Annotated in this window: 16 protein-coding genes; 6 read left to right on the top strand and 10 right to left on the bottom strand. The window is 66.4% G+C overall.

Translation table 11 applies throughout. The annotated features are described in order from the left end of the window. Positions 1–398 precede the first annotated feature (398 nt). From AC5P5R_RS10205 to AC5P5R_RS10195, 3 genes are all read right to left on the bottom strand, one after another. Positions 399–1964 carry a protein adenylyltransferase SelO gene (locus tag AC5P5R_RS10205; RefSeq protein ID WP_100438415.1) on the bottom strand — a complete coding sequence of 522 codons (1566 nt, stop codon included), beginning with the start codon at positions 1962–1964 and terminating at the stop codon, positions 399–401. 32 nt (positions 1965–1996) lie between these two features. Beyond that, positions 1997–2686 carry a glutathione S-transferase family protein gene (locus tag AC5P5R_RS10200; protein ID WP_005409266.1) on the bottom strand — a complete coding sequence of 230 codons (690 nt, stop codon included), beginning with the start codon at positions 2684–2686 and terminating at the stop codon, positions 1997–1999. Positions 2687–2869: 183 nt separating this feature from the next. Continuing rightward, positions 2870–3079 carry a cold-shock protein gene (locus AC5P5R_RS10195; RefSeq protein WP_004153307.1) on the bottom strand — a complete coding sequence of 70 codons (210 nt, stop codon included), beginning with the start codon at positions 3077–3079 and terminating at the stop codon, positions 2870–2872. 301 nt (positions 3080–3380) lie between these two features. Here AC5P5R_RS10195 and AC5P5R_RS10190 point away from each other — a divergent pair, with 301 nt between their 5' ends. Beyond that, complete coding sequence (locus AC5P5R_RS10190) at positions 3381–3869, top strand: YaiI/YqxD family protein (RefSeq protein WP_024958678.1); 489 nt, start codon at positions 3381–3383, stop codon at positions 3867–3869. A gap of 6 nt (positions 3870–3875) precedes the next feature. Here the strand turns inward: AC5P5R_RS10190 and AC5P5R_RS10185 are convergent, their stop codons facing one another. Next, positions 3876–4754 carry a pseudouridine synthase gene (locus AC5P5R_RS10185; RefSeq protein WP_100438414.1) on the bottom strand — a complete coding sequence of 293 codons (879 nt, stop codon included), beginning with the start codon at positions 4752–4754 and terminating at the stop codon, positions 3876–3878. A gap of 125 nt (positions 4755–4879) precedes the next feature. On the opposite strand from AC5P5R_RS10185, the gene AC5P5R_RS10180 reads away from it, so the two are divergent. The 3 genes from AC5P5R_RS10180 (at position 4880) to AC5P5R_RS10170 (ending at position 8770) form a co-directional block, all read left to right on the top strand. Continuing rightward, entirely contained in the window at positions 4880–5428 is a 549-nt protein-coding gene (locus tag AC5P5R_RS10180; protein WP_005409263.1) for a YaeQ family protein, read from the top strand. Further along, the gene (locus AC5P5R_RS10175) at positions 5425–6609 is read left to right on the top strand and encodes a BaiN/RdsA family NAD(P)/FAD-dependent oxidoreductase (RefSeq protein WP_495226372.1); all 1185 of its coding nucleotides are present in this window, start codon (positions 5425–5427) and stop codon (positions 6607–6609) included. Before AC5P5R_RS10180 ends, AC5P5R_RS10175 begins: the two co-directional genes overlap by 4 nt. Before the next feature lie 91 nt (positions 6610–6700). After that, positions 6701–8770: an EAL domain-containing response regulator gene (locus tag AC5P5R_RS10170; RefSeq protein WP_099481541.1), complete on the top strand. Its 2070-nt coding sequence runs from the start codon at positions 6701–6703 to the stop codon at positions 8768–8770. Positions 8771–8877: 107 nt separating this feature from the next. Here the strand turns inward: AC5P5R_RS10170 and fabV are convergent, their stop codons facing one another. The 6 genes from fabV to queA form a co-directional block, all read right to left on the bottom strand. Beyond that, on the bottom strand, positions 8878–10137 hold the full coding sequence (gene fabV, locus AC5P5R_RS10165; RefSeq protein WP_100438412.1) for an enoyl-ACP reductase FabV: 1260 nt from the start codon (positions 10135–10137) through the stop codon (positions 8878–8880). Between the two features lie 693 nt (positions 10138–10830). Beyond that, positions 10831–11811 carry a protein translocase subunit SecF gene (secF, locus tag AC5P5R_RS10160; protein ID WP_005413022.1) on the bottom strand — a complete coding sequence of 327 codons (981 nt, stop codon included), beginning with the start codon at positions 11809–11811 and terminating at the stop codon, positions 10831–10833. A gap of 16 nt (positions 11812–11827) precedes the next feature. After that, positions 11828–13684, bottom strand: a complete 1857-nt coding sequence (secD, locus tag AC5P5R_RS10155) for a protein translocase subunit SecD (RefSeq protein WP_005409258.1) — start codon at positions 13682–13684, stop codon at positions 11828–11830. 61 nt (positions 13685–13745) lie between these two features. Then, positions 13746–14090, bottom strand: a complete 345-nt coding sequence (yajC, locus tag AC5P5R_RS10150; RefSeq protein ID WP_005409257.1) for a preprotein translocase subunit YajC — start codon at positions 14088–14090, stop codon at positions 13746–13748. Between the two features lie 133 nt (positions 14091–14223). After that, a complete protein-coding gene (tgt, locus tag AC5P5R_RS10145; RefSeq protein WP_005409256.1) occupies positions 14224–15354 on the bottom strand; it encodes a tRNA guanosine(34) transglycosylase Tgt in 1131 nt (376 codons plus the stop codon). 177 nt (positions 15355–15531) lie between these two features. After that, the gene (gene queA / locus AC5P5R_RS10140; RefSeq protein ID WP_012479927.1) at positions 15532–16599 is read right to left on the bottom strand and encodes a tRNA preQ1(34) S-adenosylmethionine ribosyltransferase-isomerase QueA; all 1068 of its coding nucleotides are present in this window, start codon (positions 16597–16599) and stop codon (positions 15532–15534) included. A 211-nt stretch (positions 16600–16810) separates the two neighbouring features. On the opposite strand from queA, the gene AC5P5R_RS10135 reads away from it, so the two are divergent. Together AC5P5R_RS10135 and AC5P5R_RS10130 are read left to right on the top strand one after the other, a co-directional pair. Then, positions 16811–18307, top strand: coding sequence for an aminotransferase class III-fold pyridoxal phosphate-dependent enzyme (locus AC5P5R_RS10135; RefSeq protein WP_049395739.1), 1497 nt, complete (start codon positions 16811–16813; stop codon positions 18305–18307). Positions 18308–18490: 183 nt separating this feature from the next. After that, entirely contained in the window at positions 18491–19084 is a 594-nt protein-coding gene (locus AC5P5R_RS10130) for an LOG family protein (protein WP_005409253.1), read from the top strand. Positions 19085–19099: the final 15 nt, after the last annotated feature.

Genomic DNA, 19099 nt, shown 5'->3' with positions numbered 1-19099 from the left:
CATGCCGCGGACACTCCCGCAACCGGACCCACCCCGCCTTCGACAGTTTCCTGCGATCTGTCGTAGATCCACGCCATGCGTGGATGAATCTCTATCGAAATCGAACATTTCGAGAATTGAACGAAGAGCATCCACGCATGGCGTGGATCTACCGTGTCGACCAAGGTCGACACCTACCCACAGCCGCGGGAATCTGTCGGAGGTGGGGCGGTGTGGGGCTGCAGGACCGTTGGCGCCATGGATGGCGCCATCGAGCCCCCATGGACGGGTTTACGGCGTGTCCTGCAGCCCCGCACCGTCCCGCCAGACCATCAGCAATCCAGAGCCGCTTTGGCTTTGGCCGTTGCTTGCGCGGTGGCCTCTGCAGGTGCAGGGCGCAGCCCTGCCGAAACCCACCCTCAGGAACTGCAGGACAGCATCGAGCAACCGGCGCGGTTGTCTGCCCACGCCGGGCGCTTGCCGGCGAAGTGTTCCAGCCCCGCACGCTCGGTGTATGGATCGCGCAGCACGTCCTGCAGTGCGTGAACACCGCCGAGGTCACCCTGCTCTGCGCGGTCGATCGCCTCCTGGGCCAGCCAGTTGCGCAGCACATACAGCGGATTGGCTTTGGCCATCTTCGCCGCGCGCTCACTGGCCGAAAGTGGATCGGCCTGCAACCGCGCCGCGTAGTCCTGCAGCCACTGCTGCAACGGCGCCTGCACCGCCTGCTGGCGCGACTCGTCGTAGTACACTGCGTCCAGCACGCCCACGTCTGGCGCCGCTGGATCAACCCGCATCAGCGCACGCCAGGCCAGGGTCATGTCCATGCCGCCGTCCTGCATCAGCTGCTGCCAGCGCTGGTAGAGCCCCAGGTCGTCATCGTCGGCAGCGGCCAGGCCCAGCTTGGCTGCGGCATCGCGACGCGTGCAGGCCACGAAGGTGGACTGGTAGGCCGCCAGACCGGCCTGCAGCGGCGCCACATCGGCAAACAACGGCGACAGCGCCTGCGCCAACCGGCTCAGGTTCCAGTACGCCACCTGCGGCTGGGTACCGAAACGATAACGGCGGCCCTGCGCATCGGTGGTGTTCGGCGTCCAGTCCGGGTCGAAGTCCTCGACCCAGCCGTAAGGACCGTAATCGAGCGTGAGGCCGAGCACGGACAGGTTGTCGGTGTTCATCACGCCATGCACGAAACCGACGCGCATCCAGTGCGCGATCATCTCGGCAGTGCGCACCGCGATCTGCGCGAACCAGTCGCCGTACAGCGCCTCACCCTGCCCTTCAAGCTCCGGAAAGTCGCGGGCGATGCACGCGTCGACCAGCTGCCGCAACAAGGCAGTTTCGCCGCGTGACGCTGGCAGTTCGAATGAACCAAAGCGCAGGAACGAGGGCGATACCCGGCACACGATGGCGCCGGGCTCGGCACGCGGGTGGCCGTCGTAGAACATGTCGCGTACCACGTCTTCGCCGGTGCCGACCAGCGACAACGCGCGCGTGGTCGGCACGCCCAGGTGATGCATCGCTTCGCTGCACAGGAATTCGCGGATGGATGAGCGCAGCACTGCGCGGCCATCAGCACCCCGCGAATACGGCGTGGGACCGGCACCCTTCAGCTGCAGTTCCCAATGACGGCCATCCGGTGCGACCAGTTCGCCCAGCGAGATCGCGCGGCCGTCGCCGAGCTGGCCCGCCCAGTGGCCGAACTGATGGCCACCGTAATTGGCCGCCCACGGCTGCATGCCGGCGTACAGCGCATTGCCGCCGAACACCTGCGCGAAGCCTTCGCTTTCGACTTCAGCCGTATCGAAGCCAAGCATCGCGGCGACGTCCGGCGCCCAAGCCAGCAGCGTGGGCGCCGCCACTGGAGTCGGCATCACCGGCGACCAGGCCGCGCCCAGCACTTCGCGGCGGCGCGGGCCGGATTCGGGGTCGCCCGGCAGGGTGTGCAGCAGGCGGTTGTCGAAACGGGGGCTGTCGGTATCCATGGTGCTGAAGATGGGGACGACCGCCGCCCGCCTCAATTGCCGCTGAGCGCCTGCAGATGACCGCCGTGGGCCTCGGCACGCTGGTAGGCCGGGCGCTCGCCGATACGCTTGAGGAAGCCACGCAGCGCCGGCTTGTCGTCGAGGCCACCGCCGCGCGCGGCGGCCGCCTGGATCGGGAAGCTCATCTGGATGTCGGCCGCACTGAAGCGTTCGCCGGCGAACCATGGGCTTTCAGACAGGCGGCGCTCCATCCAGTCCAGGTGCAGTCGTCGCTGCGGGCCGATGAAGCCACGCTCGGCCTTGTCGGCGATGCTGCGCGCAATCGGGCGGGCGAAGAACGGCATCGGCGCGTTGCGGATGCGGCCCATCACCAGGGTCAGCAGCAGCGGCGGCATCGCCGAGCCTTCGGCGTAGTGCAGCCAGTAGCGGTAGGCGATGCGCTCGGCGCCATCGGCCGGCATCGGTGACGGCGACAGCTGGCGTTGGGTGTCATAGCGATCCGCGAGGTAGTCGAGGATGGCACCGGACTCGGCCAGTACCAGCTCGCCATCCTGCAGCACCGGCGACTTGCCCAGCGGATGCACGTTACGCAGTTCGGGCGGTGCCAGCAGCGTCTTCGGATCGCGGGGATAACGGCGCAGTTCGTAGTCCAGCCCCAGCTCCTCCAGCATCCACAGCACACGCAGGGAACGGGAGTTTTCCAGGTGGTGGACGATGCGCATGGGGATGATCCTTGGGGAGGCCCACATCGTACCGCGCCAGCTGCATGCCCCTTGTAGAGTCGAGCGTGCTCGACTGCTTTCCAGAGACAGTCGAGCACGCTCGACTCTACAAAGCTGCAGGCAATAAAAAACGCCGGAAGCTTTCGCTTCCGGCGTTCTGGCTACCAAACGGTAGCAGACGGATTAGACCGCCTGCACCTGGTCAGCCTGCATACCCTTCTGGCCCTGGACGGCGATGAAGGTAACCTTCTGGCCTTCCTGCAGGGTCTTGAAGCCGGTGCCCTGGATGGCACGGAAGTGCACAAACAGGTCCGGGCCGCTTTCCGGGGTGATGAAGCCGAAGCCCTTGGCGTCGTTGAACCACTTGACGGTGCCGGTCTGACGATCAGACATTTGACTAACTCCTGAAACACATGTTGAAAAAATCGCAGCCACCGGGTATCGGGGCCGAGACTGAGTTGCAGGCGTTGGTAAAGCGGATCGATGAGCGGATCGTGAGATCAACTGCACCAGGCCACGATTCACGGTGACCCTAGCAAACACAGTGGGACGAACGATACGCGTGTTTTCTGCAAAAAGCGATAGCCCGGACGTTCATCGGCTGGCCCCGCCCGCTAGACGTGACAAGGGCTGGCAGCCGATCGAGGCTAACCCCGAGTCCCCATTCAGGATTTTCCTACCCTACACTGGGTAAATGACTGAAGCTGAAACCCAAGCTGAACCCGCGCTCCCCCGCATCTGGGTGGACGCGGACGCCTGCCCCACCGTCATCCGCGACATCCTGTTCCGTGCCGCTGAACGCGTTGGCATCGAACTGACCCTGGTTGCCAACCAGTGGATTCGCACCCCGCCCTCACGCTGGCTGCGTTCGATCCAGGTGCCCCAGGGCCTGGACGTGGCCGACAGCGCCATCGTCGAACGGGTCGCTGCCGGAGACCTGGTCGTCACCCAGGACATCCCGCTGGCCGCGCTGGTGCTGGAGAAGAAGGCTGTGGCGCTGAACCCGCGCGGCCAGCTGTACACGCCGAACAACATGGCCGAGCGGCTGTCGATGCGCAATTTCATGGAAGAACTGCGCGGCGCCGGGGTCCAGACCGGCGGCCCGCCGCCGCTGGGCCAGCGCGACCGGCAGCTGTTCGCCGCCGAGCTGGACCGCTGGCTGGCGCGGCGCCCGGCCCGCTGACCCGCGCTAGCCGCCCTGCTCCATTCGGCACAGGCGGCGCTGGCTGCTGAACCGCCGTGGCTCCCCGCTCAATGGGTCATCGAAGGCCAGCCCCTGCGCCAGCAGCTGCAGGGGCGACTCGAACGTGTCATCCCGGCGCGGCCTCAGCTGCGGGTAAAGGTCGTCGCCCTCGATCGGTGCGCCCAGCGCAGCCATATGCACGCGCAGCTGGTGCTTGCGACCGGTTTCCGGCTTCAGCCGGTAGCGCCAGATCGGCCCTTCGGCTTCGATCGGCTCGATCAGGCTGCGCGCATTGGGCTCGCCCGGCACTTCGGCCATGCGGAAGAACGGCTCCCCCGGCACCAGACGGCTGTCCCGCTGCAACGGAAACGCCAGCCCGGGCAGCGCCGGTGCCAGCGCCTCATAGGTCTTCTCGATGCGCCGCTCGCGGAACAGCCGCTGATAGGCATCACGCGTGGCCGCCTGGGTCGAGAACAGCACCAGGCCGGCGGTCAGCCGGTCCAGGCGGTGCAACGGCGCCAGTTCGGTGTTGCCGGTGCGTGTGACCAGGCGCGACAGCAGGGTTTGGCGCACATATCCACCGGCCGGCGTCACCGGCAGGAAGTGCGGCTTGTCGGCCACCAGCAGGTGCGCATCCAGATGCAGGATGGTCTCGGCGAAGGGAATCACCGGCTCGTCGGCAACCTCGCGGAAGTACTGGATCTCAAGCCCCACCTGCCAGGGCATGTCCGGCGCCAGTGCCCTGCCCTGCGCATCCTGCACACGGCCTCGGGCGAAGCGGTCCTGCCATCGCGCGCGACCGATGCGCGGGAAACGCGCGCACAGGCCATCGAGCAGGCTGGGCCAGTGGCCGGGGGGCAGCTGCAGGTGGCTGGGCAGGGTCATGGCGTCCATTCCGGCCACGGGAAAGAGCGCCAAGAGTGCCACCGTTGACACTGCGCAGACAGCCCGGCAACGGACACCCTTGGAGCAAACCTCTATCATTGACGTCTTTAGTCCACGGATCCCCCATGGCTCTTACCGCCACCATCCGCAAGGCCGAACTGCAGATCAGCGACATGGATCGCGGCTACTACGCGACCCACAACCTGACCCTGGCCCAGCACCCGTCCGAGACCGACGAACGATTGATGGTGCGCCTGCTCGCCTTCGCGCTGAACGCCGGCGACCGCCTGGAATTCGGCCGCGGCCTCAGTACCGACGATGAGCCGGACCTGTGGGAACACGACTACACCGGCGACATCCTGCAATGGATCGACCTGGGCCATCCCGACGAATCCCGCATCCGCAAGGCCAGCAACCGCAGCCGACAGGTGCAGGTGGTCAATTACGGCGGCAACGCCTCGGAAATCTGGTGGGGCAAGCAGGGCAAGGGCCTGGCGCGCTTCGACAACCTGTCGGTGGTTGACCTCGATGGTGCCTTCGTCGAACTGTGGGGCCAGCAGATCCAGCGCGCGATGCGCTGGAGCGTGCTGATCCAGGACGGTGAAGTGCAGCTGCTCAACGATCAGATGCAGCTCGACGTGGTCCCGAACTGGCGCAAGCGCGCCAAGGCATGAGCACGATCCGTTGCGACGTGGTGGTCATCGGCGCCGGCGCGGCCGGGCTGATGACCGCGATCACGGCTGGCCAGCGCGGCCGCCAGGTGCAGGTGATCGACCATGCCAACAAGGTCGGCAAGAAGATCCTGATGTCCGGCGGTGGCCGCTGCAACTTCACCAACACCGGCACCACCCCGGCCAACTTCCTGTCGGCCAACCCGCACTTCTGCAAATCGGCGCTGGCGCGCTACACGCCCTGGCACTTCATCGAGCTGGTCAGCAAGCACGGCATCGCCTATCACGAAAAGGAGCTTGGCCAGCTGTTCTGCGACATCTCGTCCAAGCAGATCGTGAAGATGCTGGTGGACGAATGCCAGGCGGCCGGTGCCCAGATCCGCACCGAATGCAGCGTGCAGCGCATCGAGCACAGCAGCGACGGGTTCCGCGTGCACACCACGCAGGGCCTGTTCCACTGCGCCTCGCTGGTGGTTGCCACCGGCGGCCTGTCGATTCCGAGCATGGGCGCCACCGGCTTTGGCTACGAGATTGCCCGCCAGTTCGGCCATCAGGTGCTGCCGACCCGCGCCGGGCTGGTGCCGCTGACACTCAGCGGCAAGCACCAGGAACGGCTGGCTGATCTGAGTGGTGTCGCCCTGCCGATCGAGGCGCGCTGCAACGGCAAGAGCTTCCAGAACTTCATGCTGCTGACCCACCGCGGCGTGAGCGGCCCGGCGATCCTGCAGATCTCCTCGTTCTGGCAACCCGGCGATGTGCTGGAGCTGGACCTGCTGCCCGGCCAGGATGCCGGCGAGTGGCTGCGCCAGATGAAGCGCGAGCGCCCGGCCGCCGAGCTGCGCACGGTGCTGGCCGAAGTACTGCCGAAGCGGCTGGCGCAGCGCCTGTGCGAGCACTGGCTGCCCGACCGGCCCGTGCGCCAGCTGGACGAGCCGGTGCTGCGCCAGGCCGCGCAGCTGCTGGGCGCGTTCCCGCTGGTGGCCAGCGGCACCGAGGGCTATCGCACCGCCGAAGTCACCCTGGGCGGCGTGGATACCGCCGAGGTGTCGTCCTCGACGATGGAATCCAAGCGCGTACCCGGCCTGCATTTCGTCGGCGAGGTGCTGGATGTGACCGGCTGGCTGGGCGGCTACAACTTCCAGTGGGCCTGGGCCAGCGGCCACGCGGCCGGTGGCGTGGTGTGAACCAGATCGCCGTTCGATGCGTGCAAGGGGCGCGCGCATGGACGGTTCGCCGCGCATCGTGTATCTAGATTCGCAGATTGGGGAGCAGTGCATGCAGAACGCGAACGACATCACCATCCGCCTGCTGATCGTCGATGACAGCGGCGAGAATGCCGAAGCCATCGTCAGCACGCTGCGCAACAGCGGCATCGCGGTGCGCCCTTGGCGTCCACAGGATGCGGCCGAGCTGTCCCAGGTGCTGTCCAGCCAGGCCATCGACCTGGTGCTGGCGTCCCCCTCGCAGGGCATCCCGCTGCCGCTGGTGGCCCAGCACATCGCCGCCAGCGGCAAGGACATTCCGCTGGTGCTGCTGGCCGATCGCATCGACGAGGACGAGCTGGTGCAGGCCAGCAGCCACGGCATCCGTGCCCTCGCCCTGCGCCAGCGCTCCGAGCATCTGTTGGCCGTGGTCCGCGACCAATGGGTGGACCTGCAGGCCCGTCGCGGCCTGCGCCGCATCGAGGCGCAGATGCGCGAGACCGAGCGCCGCTGCGATGCGCTGATCGCCTCTTCGCGCGATCCCATCGCCTACGTGCACGAAGGCATGCACATCCGCGCCAACGATGCCTACCTGGAAATGTTCGGCTACGAGCAGTTCGACGACATCGAAGGCATTTCGCTGCTGGACATGGTCGCCGCGCAGCATGTGGAAGGCTTCAAGCAGCTGCTGAAGGGCCTGAGCCGTGGCGAGGCGCCGCCGCCGCAGTACCAGCTCGATGCCCGCCACGAGGATGGCAGTACGTTCGCGGCAACCATGGAATTCACCGCTGCCACCTACGAAGGCGAATCCTGCCTGCAGGTGGTGCTTCGCCGCCGCATGGAGTTCGATCCGGAGCTGGCCCGCGAGGTCGAGGACCTGCGCCAGCGCGATCAGGTCACGGGCCTGCTCAACCGCCCGACCTTCATGCTGCAGCTGGAAAGCGCAGTGGCACAGGCCGGCCGCAGCGAAGGCCAGTTCGGCCTGCTGCTGATCGAGCCGGACCACTACGCGCGCCTGCTGCCGGACATCGGCCTGGCCTCGGCCGACGCGCTGATCGGCGCCCTTGCCGGCCTGCTGGCCGAGGTCGTTGGCGAGGACGCGCAGCTGGCCCGCTTCGGCGAACACAATTTCGCCGTACTGCAGGCCGGGCCCTACGCGCAGACCGTGGCACTGGCCGAGCGCATCCGCGAAGCGTATGCGGCGCATGTGTTCAGCATCGGCGCGCGCTCGGCCACGGTGACGGTCAGCATCGGTGGCGTGCAGGTGGGCGAGAAGATCGCCAGCATCGGCCAGGTGCTCGCACGCGCCAGCGAGTGCACGCATGCCGCCGCCGAACTGGGCAATACCTGCCGCATCTTCGACCCGGCTGCGGCCGACCGCGTCGAGGAAGAACGCGTGCTGCGCTGGGTCACCCGTATCCGTGAAGCACTTGCCGGCGACGGCTTCCAGCTGCACTACCAGCCGGTGCTGAACCTGCAGGGCGAGCCGCTGGAGCTGTACGAGGCCTACCTGCGCCTGGAGCACAACGGCGAGCTGCTGAGCCCGACCGCGTTCCTGGGCATCGCCGAGGAGTACGGCCTGCTGGCGGAGATCAACCGCTGGGTGGTTTCGCAGGCCATCGCCGTACTGGGTCAGCGCGCACGCCAGGGCCACGCCACCCAGGTACTGGTGAAGGTAACGCCGGAATCGTTCGACGACCCCGAGATGATCGCCACCCTGCGGCGCGAGCTGCAGACGCAGGGCGTGCCCGGCGAACGGCTGTGGCTGCATGCGCCGGAAGCGAAGGTGTTCACCCACCTGCGCAGTGCGCAACAGTTCCTTGCCGAAGTGGCGCCACTGGGCTGCCGCATCGGCCTAGAGCAGTTCGGTTCGGGATTGGACTCGTTCCAGCTGCTCGCCCACTTCCAGCCGCAGTTCCTCAAGCTGGACCGCGGTTTCACCAGCGATCTGGCGGCCACCCGCGAGAACATCGACCGCATCAGCCAGATCACCGCACGCGCGCAGGAGGCCGGCATCCGCACCATCGCCGAGTTCGTCAGCGACGCCAATTCGATGACCCTGCTGTTCAGTGCCGGCGTGGATTACGTGCAGGGCGACTTCGTCGGCCCGGCGCTGCCGGAGATGGGGTTCGAGTTCGGGTGACCGCGGTAGTGCCGGCCGCTGGCCGGCAGCCTTTGGTACCCAGGGTTGCCGGCCAGCGGCCGGCCCCACCAAAAGAGAAGGCCGGCTTTCGCCGGCCTTTTCATTGGTCAGGTCATGTCGACCAGATTATCGATCTTCACGTCCGGATTGACGTCGGCCTCGTAGTCGACACCCTCCACGCCAAAACCGAACAGGCGCAGGAAGTCGGCCTTGTAGCCGGCCAGGTCGCTGATCTCGTACAGGTTCTCGTTGGTGACCTGCGGCCACAGCGCGACTACCTTGCCCTGCACGTCTGCCGCCATTTCCTTGTAGTCGGCACGCAGGCGGCCTTCCTCGTCGACCAGCGCGACGGTATGGCCATCGCCATCGACCAGATCGTGGCGCAGGCGATTGATCGCCACGCCGTCGGCCTTGCCGCCGTAGAGGATGTCGTACAGCACGTCCAGCTGCTCGATGCAGCCTTCGTGGGTGCCCTTTTCCTTCATCACCTTGAACAGCAGCGACAGGTAGAGCGGCATGGTCGGAATGGCCGAGCTGGCCTGGGTGACCACGGCCTTCAGCACCGACACGCGAGCGTCGCCGCCGATTTTCGCCAGCTTCTCGCGCAGGCCCAGCACCTTGGTGTCCAGGTCCTTCTTGGCGGCGCCGATCGAGCCGTTCCAGTAAATCGCCTGGGTGATCTCTTCGCCCACGTAGGTGAAGGCCGTGGTGGTGCAGCCGTTGGCCAGCACGTCGGCGTCGGCCAGCGCGTCGATCCACATCTGCCAGTCTTCGCCACCCATCACCGCGACGGTGCCAGCGATCTCTTCCGGGGTAGCCGGCTGCAGGGTGGTTTCCGTGATTACTTCCTTGTCGGTATCCAGGCCGCGCAGGGTGATCGGCTCGCCGATCGGCTTCAGCGTGGAGCTGATGACTTCACCGGTCTTGGGGTGCTTGCGACGCGGCGCCGCCAGGCTGTAGACGACCTGATCGACCTGGCCGAGATCGGCCTTGATCATTTCGATGGTCTTCGCCTTCACTTCATCGGAGAAGGCATCGCCGTTGATGCTCTTGGCGTACAGGCCGGCTTCGTCGGCGTACTTGTGGAACGCAGCCGAGTTGTACCAGCCCGCAGTACCCGGCTTGCTCTCGCTGCCCGGGCGCTCGAAGAAGATGCCCAGGGTCGCGGCGCCGCTGCCGAAGGCAGCGGTGATGCGCGCAGCCAGGCCGTAGCCGGTGGAGGCGCCGATCACCAGCACGCGCTTGGGGCCGTTCTGGATCGGCGGACGCGCGCGGATGTAGTCGATCTGCTGCTTGACCGCGGCCTCGCAGCCGGTCGGGTGGGTGGTGACGCAGATGAAGCCGCGGACGCGCGGTTTGATGACCATGGATACCTCGGGTTGGCAGATGCGGCGCACGGGGCGCTCAGCAGGAATACGGGTGCGCGCCTGCGCGCGCGAACCGCAGGATCGTAGTGCGCGGGGGCCGAATGCACAACCGACGCTGGCGTAGGGTGGGGTTTGTTTTGCAGGGTTGCACCCTGCACCTGCGGTAGTGCCGGCCGCTGGCCGGCAACCTCAACAGCAACGTCAAAAGCTGGGTTCCTGCGGGTTGGCGGGGTGGATCCGGTTGCGGGGGACGCTGCAAGTACGTCCATGTAAGCTCGGTCGCCGCATCCATGCGGCTCACGCCCCCTCAACCGGACCCACCCCGCCTTCGACAGACTTCCGCGATCTGTTGGAACGGCGTGCGGCCTTGGTAGGTGTCGACCTTGGTCGACACGGTTGAATTCATTCGATATCTGACAGATGTGTCGACCAAGGTCGACACCTACCGACAGCCGCAGGAATCTGTCAAAGGTGGGGCGGTGTCGGAGTGCGGGGTGTGAGCCGCATGGATGCGGCTGCCAAGCCTACAGGGACGTACTTGCGGCGCCCCCGCACTCCGACACCGCCCCACCAATCCACGGAATGCCCGCTGTTGCTGTTGCTGCTGCCTCTGCAGGTGCAGGGCTGCAAGCCCTGCCAACAAAAAACCCCGCTTGCGCGGGGTTCTCTGTGCATTGCGTGCAGCGCGAACGCTTACGGGCGACGGGCCAGGGCCTCGACGTCCTTCGCCTTCGGCAGCAGGTCCTGCTTGCTGACACGCAGGAAACCGATCGTCAGCATCGGCACCGCCACCAGGATCGAGGACAGCACCACAATCACCGCACCGATCATGTGCGTCTCGGCCAGGCCTTCCATCGAGCTGCCGCCGTACAGGTACAGGGCCAGCGCCGACAGGAAGAACATCACCGCGGTGATCACCGTACGCGACAGCGTCTGGTTGATCGAACGGTTCAGCACTTCCATCGAGTCCACGCGCAGGCTGCGGAAGTTCTCGCGGACGCGGTCGAAGACCACGATGATGTCGTTGATCGCAAAGCCCATCACCGACAGCAGGCCGGCCAGCACGGTCAGGTCGAACTCACGACCCAGCAGGGACACGTAAGCGACCGTCACGATCAGGTCGAACATCGCCACGATGCTGGCGGTGACCGCGAACTTCCACTCGAAGCGCACCGCGATGTAGATCAGGAAGCCGGCCAGCATGAAGATGGTCGCGTACAGGCCATTCATCGCCAGGTCCTTGCCGATCTGCGGGCCGACGAACTCGTTGCGCAGCACGGTGGCCTGGTTGTCGGCAGAAGACAGCGCCTTCACTACTGCGGCAGCAGTGGCCTTGTCCTCGGCGGCGGCGTCACCGGTACCCGGCGCATGCTCACCGTGCGGGGCCAGGCGGATCAGCAGGTCGGTGTTGCCACCGACGCTCTGGACCTGGGCGCCTTCGAAGCCACTCTGCTCGAGCTTGTTGCGGACCTGCTCGACGTCCACCGGCTTGTCGAAGCGGGCTTCGATCAGGGTGCCGCCGGTGAAGTCCAGCGCGTAGTTGAAGCCCTTGATGCCGATGATGGCGACCGAGGCCAGGAACACCACGATGGTGACTGCCATGGCGACATGGCGCCAGCGCATGAAGTCGATCTTGGTGTCGTTCGGGAGGATGTGCAGCGGAAACAGTTTCATTGTGCGTGTCGTCCCGTCAGATGGCCACGTTCTGGAGCTTCTTGCGACGGCCGTAGATCAGCGTCGCCAGCGCACGCGACACGGTGATCGCGGTGAACATGGAGGCGAAAATACCGATGATCATGGTCAGTGCGAAGCCCTTCAGCGGACCGGTACCGAATGCGAACAGCGCCACACCGACGATCAGGCCGGTCAGGTTGGCGTCGAGAATGGTGCCCGAGGCACGCTCGTAACCGGTCACGATCGCGGTCTTGCCCGGCACGCCGGCACGCAGCTCTTCACGGATACGCTCGTTGATCAGCACGTTGGCGTCCACTGACAGGCCCACCGACAACGCCAGGCCGGCGAAGCCCGGCAGGGTCATGGTCGCGCCAAACAGCGACATCACCGCCACCACGATCAGCAGGTTGAACAGCATCGCTGCCGAGGTGATCACGCCGAACATGCGGTAGTACACGCTGAAGAACACCAGGGTGAACAGGAACGCGAACACCACTGCGCGCATGCCGTTCTTGACGTTCTCGGCGCCGAGGCTCGGGCCGACCACACGCTCTTCGACGAAGTCCATCGGCGCGGCCAGCGAGCCGGACTTCAGCAGCTTGGCCAGGTCGTCGGCTTCCTTCTTCTGCAGGCCGGTGGTCTGGAAGTTCTTGCCGAACACGCCGTTGATGTTGGCCACCGAGATCACTTCCTCGTTGACCTTGAAGCCACGCACTTCCTGGCCGTCAACCAGGGTCACGGTCGGCACGCGTTCGGTATACACCACCGCCATCGGCTTGTTCACGTTGGCGCTGGTGAAGTCGAACATGCGCTGGCCGCCGACGTTGTTCAGCGTCACGCTGACCGCCGGGGCACCGCTGGTGGAGTCGGTCACCGCCTGCGCGCCGACCATCTGGTCGCCGGTGACGATCACGCGCTTGTTCAGCAGGATCGGACCGCCGCCGTCACGGCGCTGATAGACCTTCGCTTCCGGCGGAATGCGGCCGGAGTCGATGGCGTCCTGGGCATTGCCCTCGACCACCGCGCGGTATTCCAGGGTGGCGGTGGCGCCGATCATGCGCTTGGCTTCGGCAGTGTCCTGCACGCCGGGCAGCTGCACGACCACGCGGTCGGCACCCTGGCGCTGGATGATCGGCTCGGCGACGCCGAGCTGGTTCACGCGGTTGCGCAGGGTGTTGATGTTCTGCTCGATGGCGCCATTGGCGATCTGCGCGATCTCGGTCTCCGGCACGGTCACCGTGATTCGGTTGCCGCTGACGTCGTAGCCGAGCGTCGGCTGCGCCTTCACCAGCGCCGCACGGGCACGCTGTGCGGCGTCATCACCGGCGGACGGGCTCAGGTTGGCCACGATGCTGTTGTCCGCGCGACGCTCCACCGACTGGTACGCGATGCGCGCGTCACGCAGGGTGCTGCGCACGTCTTCGGTGTAGGCGTCCAGGCGCTTGTCGAGGGCGGCCTTCTGGTCGACCTGCAGCACGAAGTGCACACCACCCTGCAGGTCCAGGCCCAGCACCATCGGGCGACCGCCGAGGTTGGCCAGCCAGTCCGGCACGGTCGAGGCCAGGTTCAGGGCCACGGTGTACTTTTCGCCGACGGTGTCGCGCAGGGCGTCGCTGGCAGCGGACTGCGCCTTCAGGTCCGGCAGGCGGACAATCAGGCTTTCCCCTTCCTTCTCGACACCGACGGGGGTGACACCGGCCGTCTTCAGGTCGGCCAGCACACGGTCGCGCAGCGCATCGTCGATCTGCCCGCCACGGTTGGCGGTGATCTGGAGGGCCGGGTCCTTCTGGTAGATGTTGGGCAGCGCGTACAGCGCGCTGAGCGCCAGTACGATCAGGATGACGACGTACTTCCAGCGTGGAAATTCGAGCATTGCTTGGGTCCCGCGCGGCGCCATCCCCGGCGCCGCGGTTGTGCATCGGAAAGGGAGTGGCTTACTGGGCCGACTTCAGGGTACCGGCCGGCAGCACGTTGCCGACAGCGCCCTTCTGCACGCGGATGCGCACGTTGTCAGCCACTTCAATGGTGATGAAGTTGTCGCCGATGTCGGTGACGATGCCGGCGATGCCGCCGTTGGTCAGCACTTCATCGCCACGCTTGATCTTCTCCAGCATGGCCTTGTGCTCCTTCTGCCGCTTCATCTGCGGGCGGATCATCAGGAAGTACATGATGGCGATCAGGATGACCGGGAACAGCAGCGTGGTCAGGCCCATGCCCTGCGGTTGGCCGCCGGCGGCCTGGGCGTGGGCGGCGGGAATCAGGAAAGCAAGCAGGTTCATCGTTGGTCCTTTGGTTGGGCGGCGCTTCGGCCCTTTCACGGGCACGAGGTGTCGACCGCGGATCTGGGTCAGCCTTGAAGTATGCCACGGCCCCGGGCGTTCGTCCTTGGGCCGTTTGGCAGGGGCGTTCGGGTTACAGGGGCGGGGCCACCGCCCCGCGTGCCGCGTAGAAGGACTCGCGGAAGGCCAGGAAGGTTCCCGCCTCGATGGCCGCGCGGATGTCGGCCATCAGCTTTTCGTAATAGAACAGGTTGTGCAGGGTACCGAGCATCGGCGCCAGCATCTCGTTGCAGCGGTCCAGGTGGCGCAGGTAGGAACGCGTGTAACCGCCGGTGCAGGCCACGCAGCCGCAGCCCGGCTCGATCGGGTCCATGTCCCGCGCGTACTGGGAATTTCGGATGCGAACGGTGCCGAACGAGGTGAAATAGTGGCCGTTGCGGGCGTTCCGCGTCGGCATCACGCAGTCGAACATGTCCACGCCACGTGCGACACCCTCGACCAGGTCCTCCGGCCGGCCCACACCCATCAGGTAGCGCGGACGGTCGCTTGGCAGCTCCGGGTCCAGGTGGTCGAGCATGGCGTTGCGCTCGTGCTCCGGCTCGCCCACAGCCAGGCCGCCGATGGCATAGCCGTCGAAGCCGATCGCCTGCAGGGCCTCGGCCGAGCGGCTGCGCAGGTCGGTGTGCACGCCGCCCTGGACGATGCCGAACAGGGCCGCGTCATTGCCCAGCTCGTCATGCGCGTTGCGGCTGCGCTGGGCCCAGCGCAGGCTCAGCTCCATCGACCGGCGCGCCACATCCTCGGTGGCCGGGTACGGGGTGCACTCATCGAAGATCATCACCACGTCCGAATCGAGCACCTTCTGGATCTTCATGCTCTCTTCCGGGCCCAGGAACACACGGGCGCCGTCGGTGGGCGAGGCAAAGGTCACGCCCTGCTCGGTGATCTTGCGGCGGTGGGCCAGCGAGAACACCTGGAAGCCACCGGAGTCGGTCAGGATCGGGCCATCCCAGCGGCAGAAGCCGTGCAGGCCGCCGTGGTCGGCGATGATGTCCAGGCCCGGGCGCAGGTACAGGTGGAAGGTATTGCCGAGGATGATCTCGGCGCCCAGCGCACGCACCTGGTCCGGCAGGATGCCCTTGACCGAGCCATAGGTCCCGACCGGCATGAAGGCCGGTGTTTCCACCGTGCCACGCGGGAAGGTCAGGCGGCCACGGCGGGCACGGCCGTCGCGGGTCTGGAGCTGGAACTGCAATCGGGACATGGAGCGGTCGTTCAGGCAAATAGTTGCCTATTGTCTCCCAAAACCGGGCCGGCCGCCCATTCAGGCCGGAACGGCACGGCAGTAGAGCCACGCCATGCGTGGCTTTCCTGGTCTCCAGGCACCTGCAAGTGCGCACCAACGGTGCGCACCCACCACAAGCAGGCAGAGGTCAGCGCCCTACCCCGCCTGCGGGAACAGCAGCATCGCGTCGCCGTAGCTGAAGAAGCGGTAGCGCTGCTCGATCGCGTGCCGGTAGGCCTCGAACACGCGCTCCTTGCCGGCAAACGCGGAAATCATCATCAGCAGGGTGCTTTCCGGCAGGTGAAAGTTGGTCACCATCGCGTCGACGCTGCGGATGCGGTAGCCCGGGGTGATGAAGATCTGCGTTTCACCGGCAAACGGCAGCAGTTCGCCATCACGCATCGCGCTTTCCAGCGCGCGCACCACGGTGGTGCCGACGCCGATCACCCGGCCACCGGCGGCGCGCGTGCGCCGCACCTGCTGCACCAGCTCGGCGCCGACGTTCAGCCACTCGCGGTGCATCACGTGGTCCTTCAGGTCATCGGCACGCACCGGCTGGAAGGTGCCTGCACCCACGTGCAGGGTGACGTGGCCGAACTCCACGCCCTTGTCCTTCAGCGCGGCCAGCAGCGGTTCGTCGAAATGCAGGCCGGCGGTCGGCGCCGCCACCGCGCCCACTTCGCGCGCGAACACGGTCTGGTAGCGCTCGCGGTCGTCCACGCCCGGCTCGCGCTGGATGTACGGCGGCAGCGGCAGGCGGCCGGCGTGCAGCAGCCACTGTTCCAGCGATTCCGGCACATGGAACTGCAGTACGTAGAACTCGCCATCGCGGCCCAGCACTTCTGCTTCACCGCCGGCATCCAGCGCGATGCGACTGCCGGCCTTCGGTGACTTGCTGGCGCCCACCTGGGCACGTGCCTGCTGGCCGCCCAGCAGGCGCTCGATCAGTATCTCCACGCGGCCACCGCTGGCCTTCTGCCCGAACAGGCGCGCCGGGATCACCCGGGTGTCGTTGAACACCAGCAGGTCGCCCGGCTGCAGCAGCGACGGCAGGTCGCGCACCTGCAGGTCGGTGAAGGCATCGGGCGCCGGCGGTACCAGCAGCAGGCGGCTTGCGGAACGTTCGGCCAGCGGGGCCTGCGCGATCAGTTCAGCCGGCAGGTCGTAATGGAAATCGGACTTCTTCAAGGCAGTGGGCGGCAACAGGTCGACAATGGCGCGCATTGTACGTCCAGCGTCTGCGAGCCGGCGTGCTTCGCGGCGAACGTCGCGGAAAATGCTGCTATGCAACAGGTTTCTGCGGGGTTATCGCGCAAAAAAACAAGTGCTAGCATCGAGCCGGAAGTCCGCTGCACGAGCCTGCCCCCAAGCGCGCGTGATGACGCGCGTTTTGCTTTTGAAGACCCGTGCGACCCATTGTTTCAGGAGATCTGCAATGAGCTTCATCGAACGCCTCGCCCCCCTGCGCAGCCAGCCCGGCACCCGTCTCACCACCGGGCTGGACGATGCCACCCTGACCGCCCTGTCCGCCAACCACCCGCAGCTGATCGCTGCGGTGGACGCCGCTGCCGAGGAATTCGCGCGCGTGCAGGCCGACCTGGGGCCGCTGCTGGCGCAGGACGAACAGGCGCAGATCGACGCGATGCAGGACGGTTTCGTCAATTTCTATGCCGATGACGCGGTGACCCCGTACGTGGCACTGGCTGCGCGCGGCCCATGGGTGGTCACCCTGAAGGGCGCCGTGCTGTACGACGCCGGCGGCTACGGCATGCTCGGCTTCGGGCACACCCCTGACGCCGTGCTGGAGGCGATGGCCCGCCCGCAGGTGATGGCCAACATCATGACCCCCAGCCTGTCGCAGCAGCGCTTCATCACCGCCCTGCGCGCCGAGATCGGCCACCGCCGTGGCGGCTGCCCGTTCGCCCGTTTCATGTGCCTGAATTCCGGTTCCGAAGCGGTTGGCCTGGCCGCCCGCATCGCCGATGTCAACGCCAAGCTGCAGACCGACCCGGGTGCGCGCCACGCTGGCGCTGCGATCAAGCGCGTGGTGGTCAAGGGCAGCTTCCATGGCCGTACCGACCGCCCTGCCCTGTATTCCGATTCCAGCCGCAAGAGCTACATGCAGCACCTGGCCAGCTACCGCGGTGAGGACTCGGTGATCACCGTGGCGCCGTACGACGAAGCCGGCCTGCGCAAGGTGTTCGAGGACGCCGCACGCAACCAGTGGTTCATCGAGGCGGTGTTCCTGGAACCGGTGATGGGCGAAGGCGACCCGGGGCGTTCGGTGCCGCCGTCGTTCTATGCCGTTGCCCGCGAACTGACCCGTGCCCACGGCAGCCTGCTGCTGCTCGACTCGATCCAGGCCGGCCTGCGCGCGCATGGCGTGCTGTCGGTGGTCGATTACCCGGGCTTCGAAGGCCTCGACCCGCCGGACATGGAGACCTATTCCAAGGCCCTCAACGCCGCGCAGTACCCGCTGTCGGTGCTGGCGGTGACCGAGCATGCCGCGCAGCTGTACCGCAAGGGCATCTATGGCAATACCATGACCAGCAACCCGCGTGCGCTGGACGTGGCCTGCGCCACCCTGGCCCAGCTGACCCCGCAGGTGCGCGCCAACATCGCCGAACGCGGTGCCGAGGCCGTGCACAAGCTGGAACAGCTGAAGAACGAGCTGGGCGGGCTGATCACCAAGGTGCAGGGCACCGGTCTGCTGTTCTCCTGCGAGCTGGCCCCGCAGTTCAAGTGCTACGGTGCCAACTCGACCGAGGAATGGCTGCGTCAGCACGGCATCAACGTGATCCACGGCGGCGAGAACTCGCTGCGCTTCACCCCGCACTTCGGCATGGACAGCGAGGAGCTGGACCTGCTGGTGGGCATGGTCGGCCGCGCCCTGCGTGAAGGCCCGCGCCGCGAGCAGGCCGCTGCCGCGTAAGTCTGCTTGGCGTTTGTAGAGTCGAGCCGTGCTCGACTCGGCCTTTGCCGCGATCTGAACGAAGAGCAGCCGAGCATGGCTCGGCTCTACAGAAGGGCTCATAATCCAAGAACACCCCGTCCCCGACCGCCCTGCGGTTGGCGACGGGGCGTTTTCGTTTCCGGCCAAGAGACAGGAAGATCCATGAAATCGATCTGTGTGTACTGTGGTTCCAACGCTGGCAGCAAGCCGGCCTACACCGAACGCGCCATTGCCCTGGGTGACCGCATCGCCCGCGACGGCCTGCGCCTGGTGTATGGCGGCGGCAACGTCGGCCTGATGGGAACCGTGGCCAATGCCGTGCTCGCCGCTGGCGGCGAGGTGACCGGCGTGATCCCGCGCCAGCTGGCCGACTGGGAAGTGGCCCACCGTGGCCTGACCGAACTGGAGATCGTCGGTTCGATGCATGAGCGCAAGTCGCGCATGTTCGATCTTGCCGACGGTTTCGTCGCCCTGCCCGGCGGCTTCGGCACCATGGAAGAGATCTTCGAGATGCTGACCTGGCGCCAGCTGGGCATCGGCAACAAGCCATGCGCATTCCTCGATGTGGACGGCTTCTACGCCCCGCTGATCGGCATGATCGACCGCATGGTGGAAGAACGCTTCCTGCATCCGGACCAGCGCCAGGACCTGTGGTACGGCTCGGACATCGAAGAGATGCTGGAGTGGATGAAGAACTACCAGCCGGCCCAGGCCTCGAAGTGGATCGACGAGAAGCGCCGCGCCGCCCTGCGATGATGCGGCTGCACGCGG

The sequence above is a fragment of the Stenotrophomonas sp. YJH_SMC_19 genome, assembly GCF_059367915.1.
The sequence above is the reverse complement of the archived record's forward strand: the minus strand, read 5'-3'. Positions and strand labels throughout refer to the sequence as shown.

Coding starts and splice junctions, on each gene's coding strand:
- AC5P5R_RS10205 (WP_100438415.1), bottom strand. CDS start 1,964: ATGGATACCGACAGCCCCCGTTTCGACAACCGCCTGCTGCACACCCTG.
- AC5P5R_RS10200 (WP_005409266.1), bottom strand. CDS start 2,686: ATGCGCATCGTCCACCACCTGGAAAACTCCCGTTCCCTGCGTGTGCTG.
- AC5P5R_RS10195 (WP_004153307.1), bottom strand. CDS start 3,079: ATGTCTGATCGTCAGACCGGCACCGTCAAGTGGTTCAACGACGCCAAG.
- AC5P5R_RS10190 (WP_024958678.1), top strand. CDS start 3,381: ATGACTGAAGCTGAAACCCAAGCTGAACCCGCGCTCCCCCGCATCTGG.
- AC5P5R_RS10185 (WP_100438414.1), bottom strand. CDS start 4,754: ATGACCCTGCCCAGCCACCTGCAGCTGCCCCCCGGCCACTGGCCCAGC.
- AC5P5R_RS10180 (WP_005409263.1), top strand. CDS start 4,880: ATGGCTCTTACCGCCACCATCCGCAAGGCCGAACTGCAGATCAGCGAC.
- AC5P5R_RS10175 (WP_495226372.1), top strand. CDS start 5,425: ATGAGCACGATCCGTTGCGACGTGGTGGTCATCGGCGCCGGCGCGGCC.
- AC5P5R_RS10170 (WP_099481541.1), top strand. CDS start 6,701: ATGCAGAACGCGAACGACATCACCATCCGCCTGCTGATCGTCGATGAC.
- fabV (WP_100438412.1), bottom strand. CDS start 10,137: ATGGTCATCAAACCGCGCGTCCGCGGCTTCATCTGCGTCACCACCCAC.
- secF (WP_005413022.1), bottom strand. CDS start 11,811: ATGAAACTGTTTCCGCTGCACATCCTCCCGAACGACACCAAGATCGAC.
- secD (WP_005409258.1), bottom strand. CDS start 13,684: ATGCTCGAATTTCCACGCTGGAAGTACGTCGTCATCCTGATCGTACTG.
- yajC (WP_005409257.1), bottom strand. CDS start 14,090: ATGAACCTGCTTGCTTTCCTGATTCCCGCCGCCCACGCCCAGGCCGCC.
- tgt (WP_005409256.1), bottom strand. CDS start 15,354: ATGTCCCGATTGCAGTTCCAGCTCCAGACCCGCGACGGCCGTGCCCGC.
- queA (WP_012479927.1), bottom strand. CDS start 16,599: ATGCGCGCCATTGTCGACCTGTTGCCGCCCACTGCCTTGAAGAAGTCC.
- AC5P5R_RS10135 (WP_049395739.1), top strand. CDS start 16,811: ATGAGCTTCATCGAACGCCTCGCCCCCCTGCGCAGCCAGCCCGGCACC.
- AC5P5R_RS10130 (WP_005409253.1), top strand. CDS start 18,491: ATGAAATCGATCTGTGTGTACTGTGGTTCCAACGCTGGCAGCAAGCCG.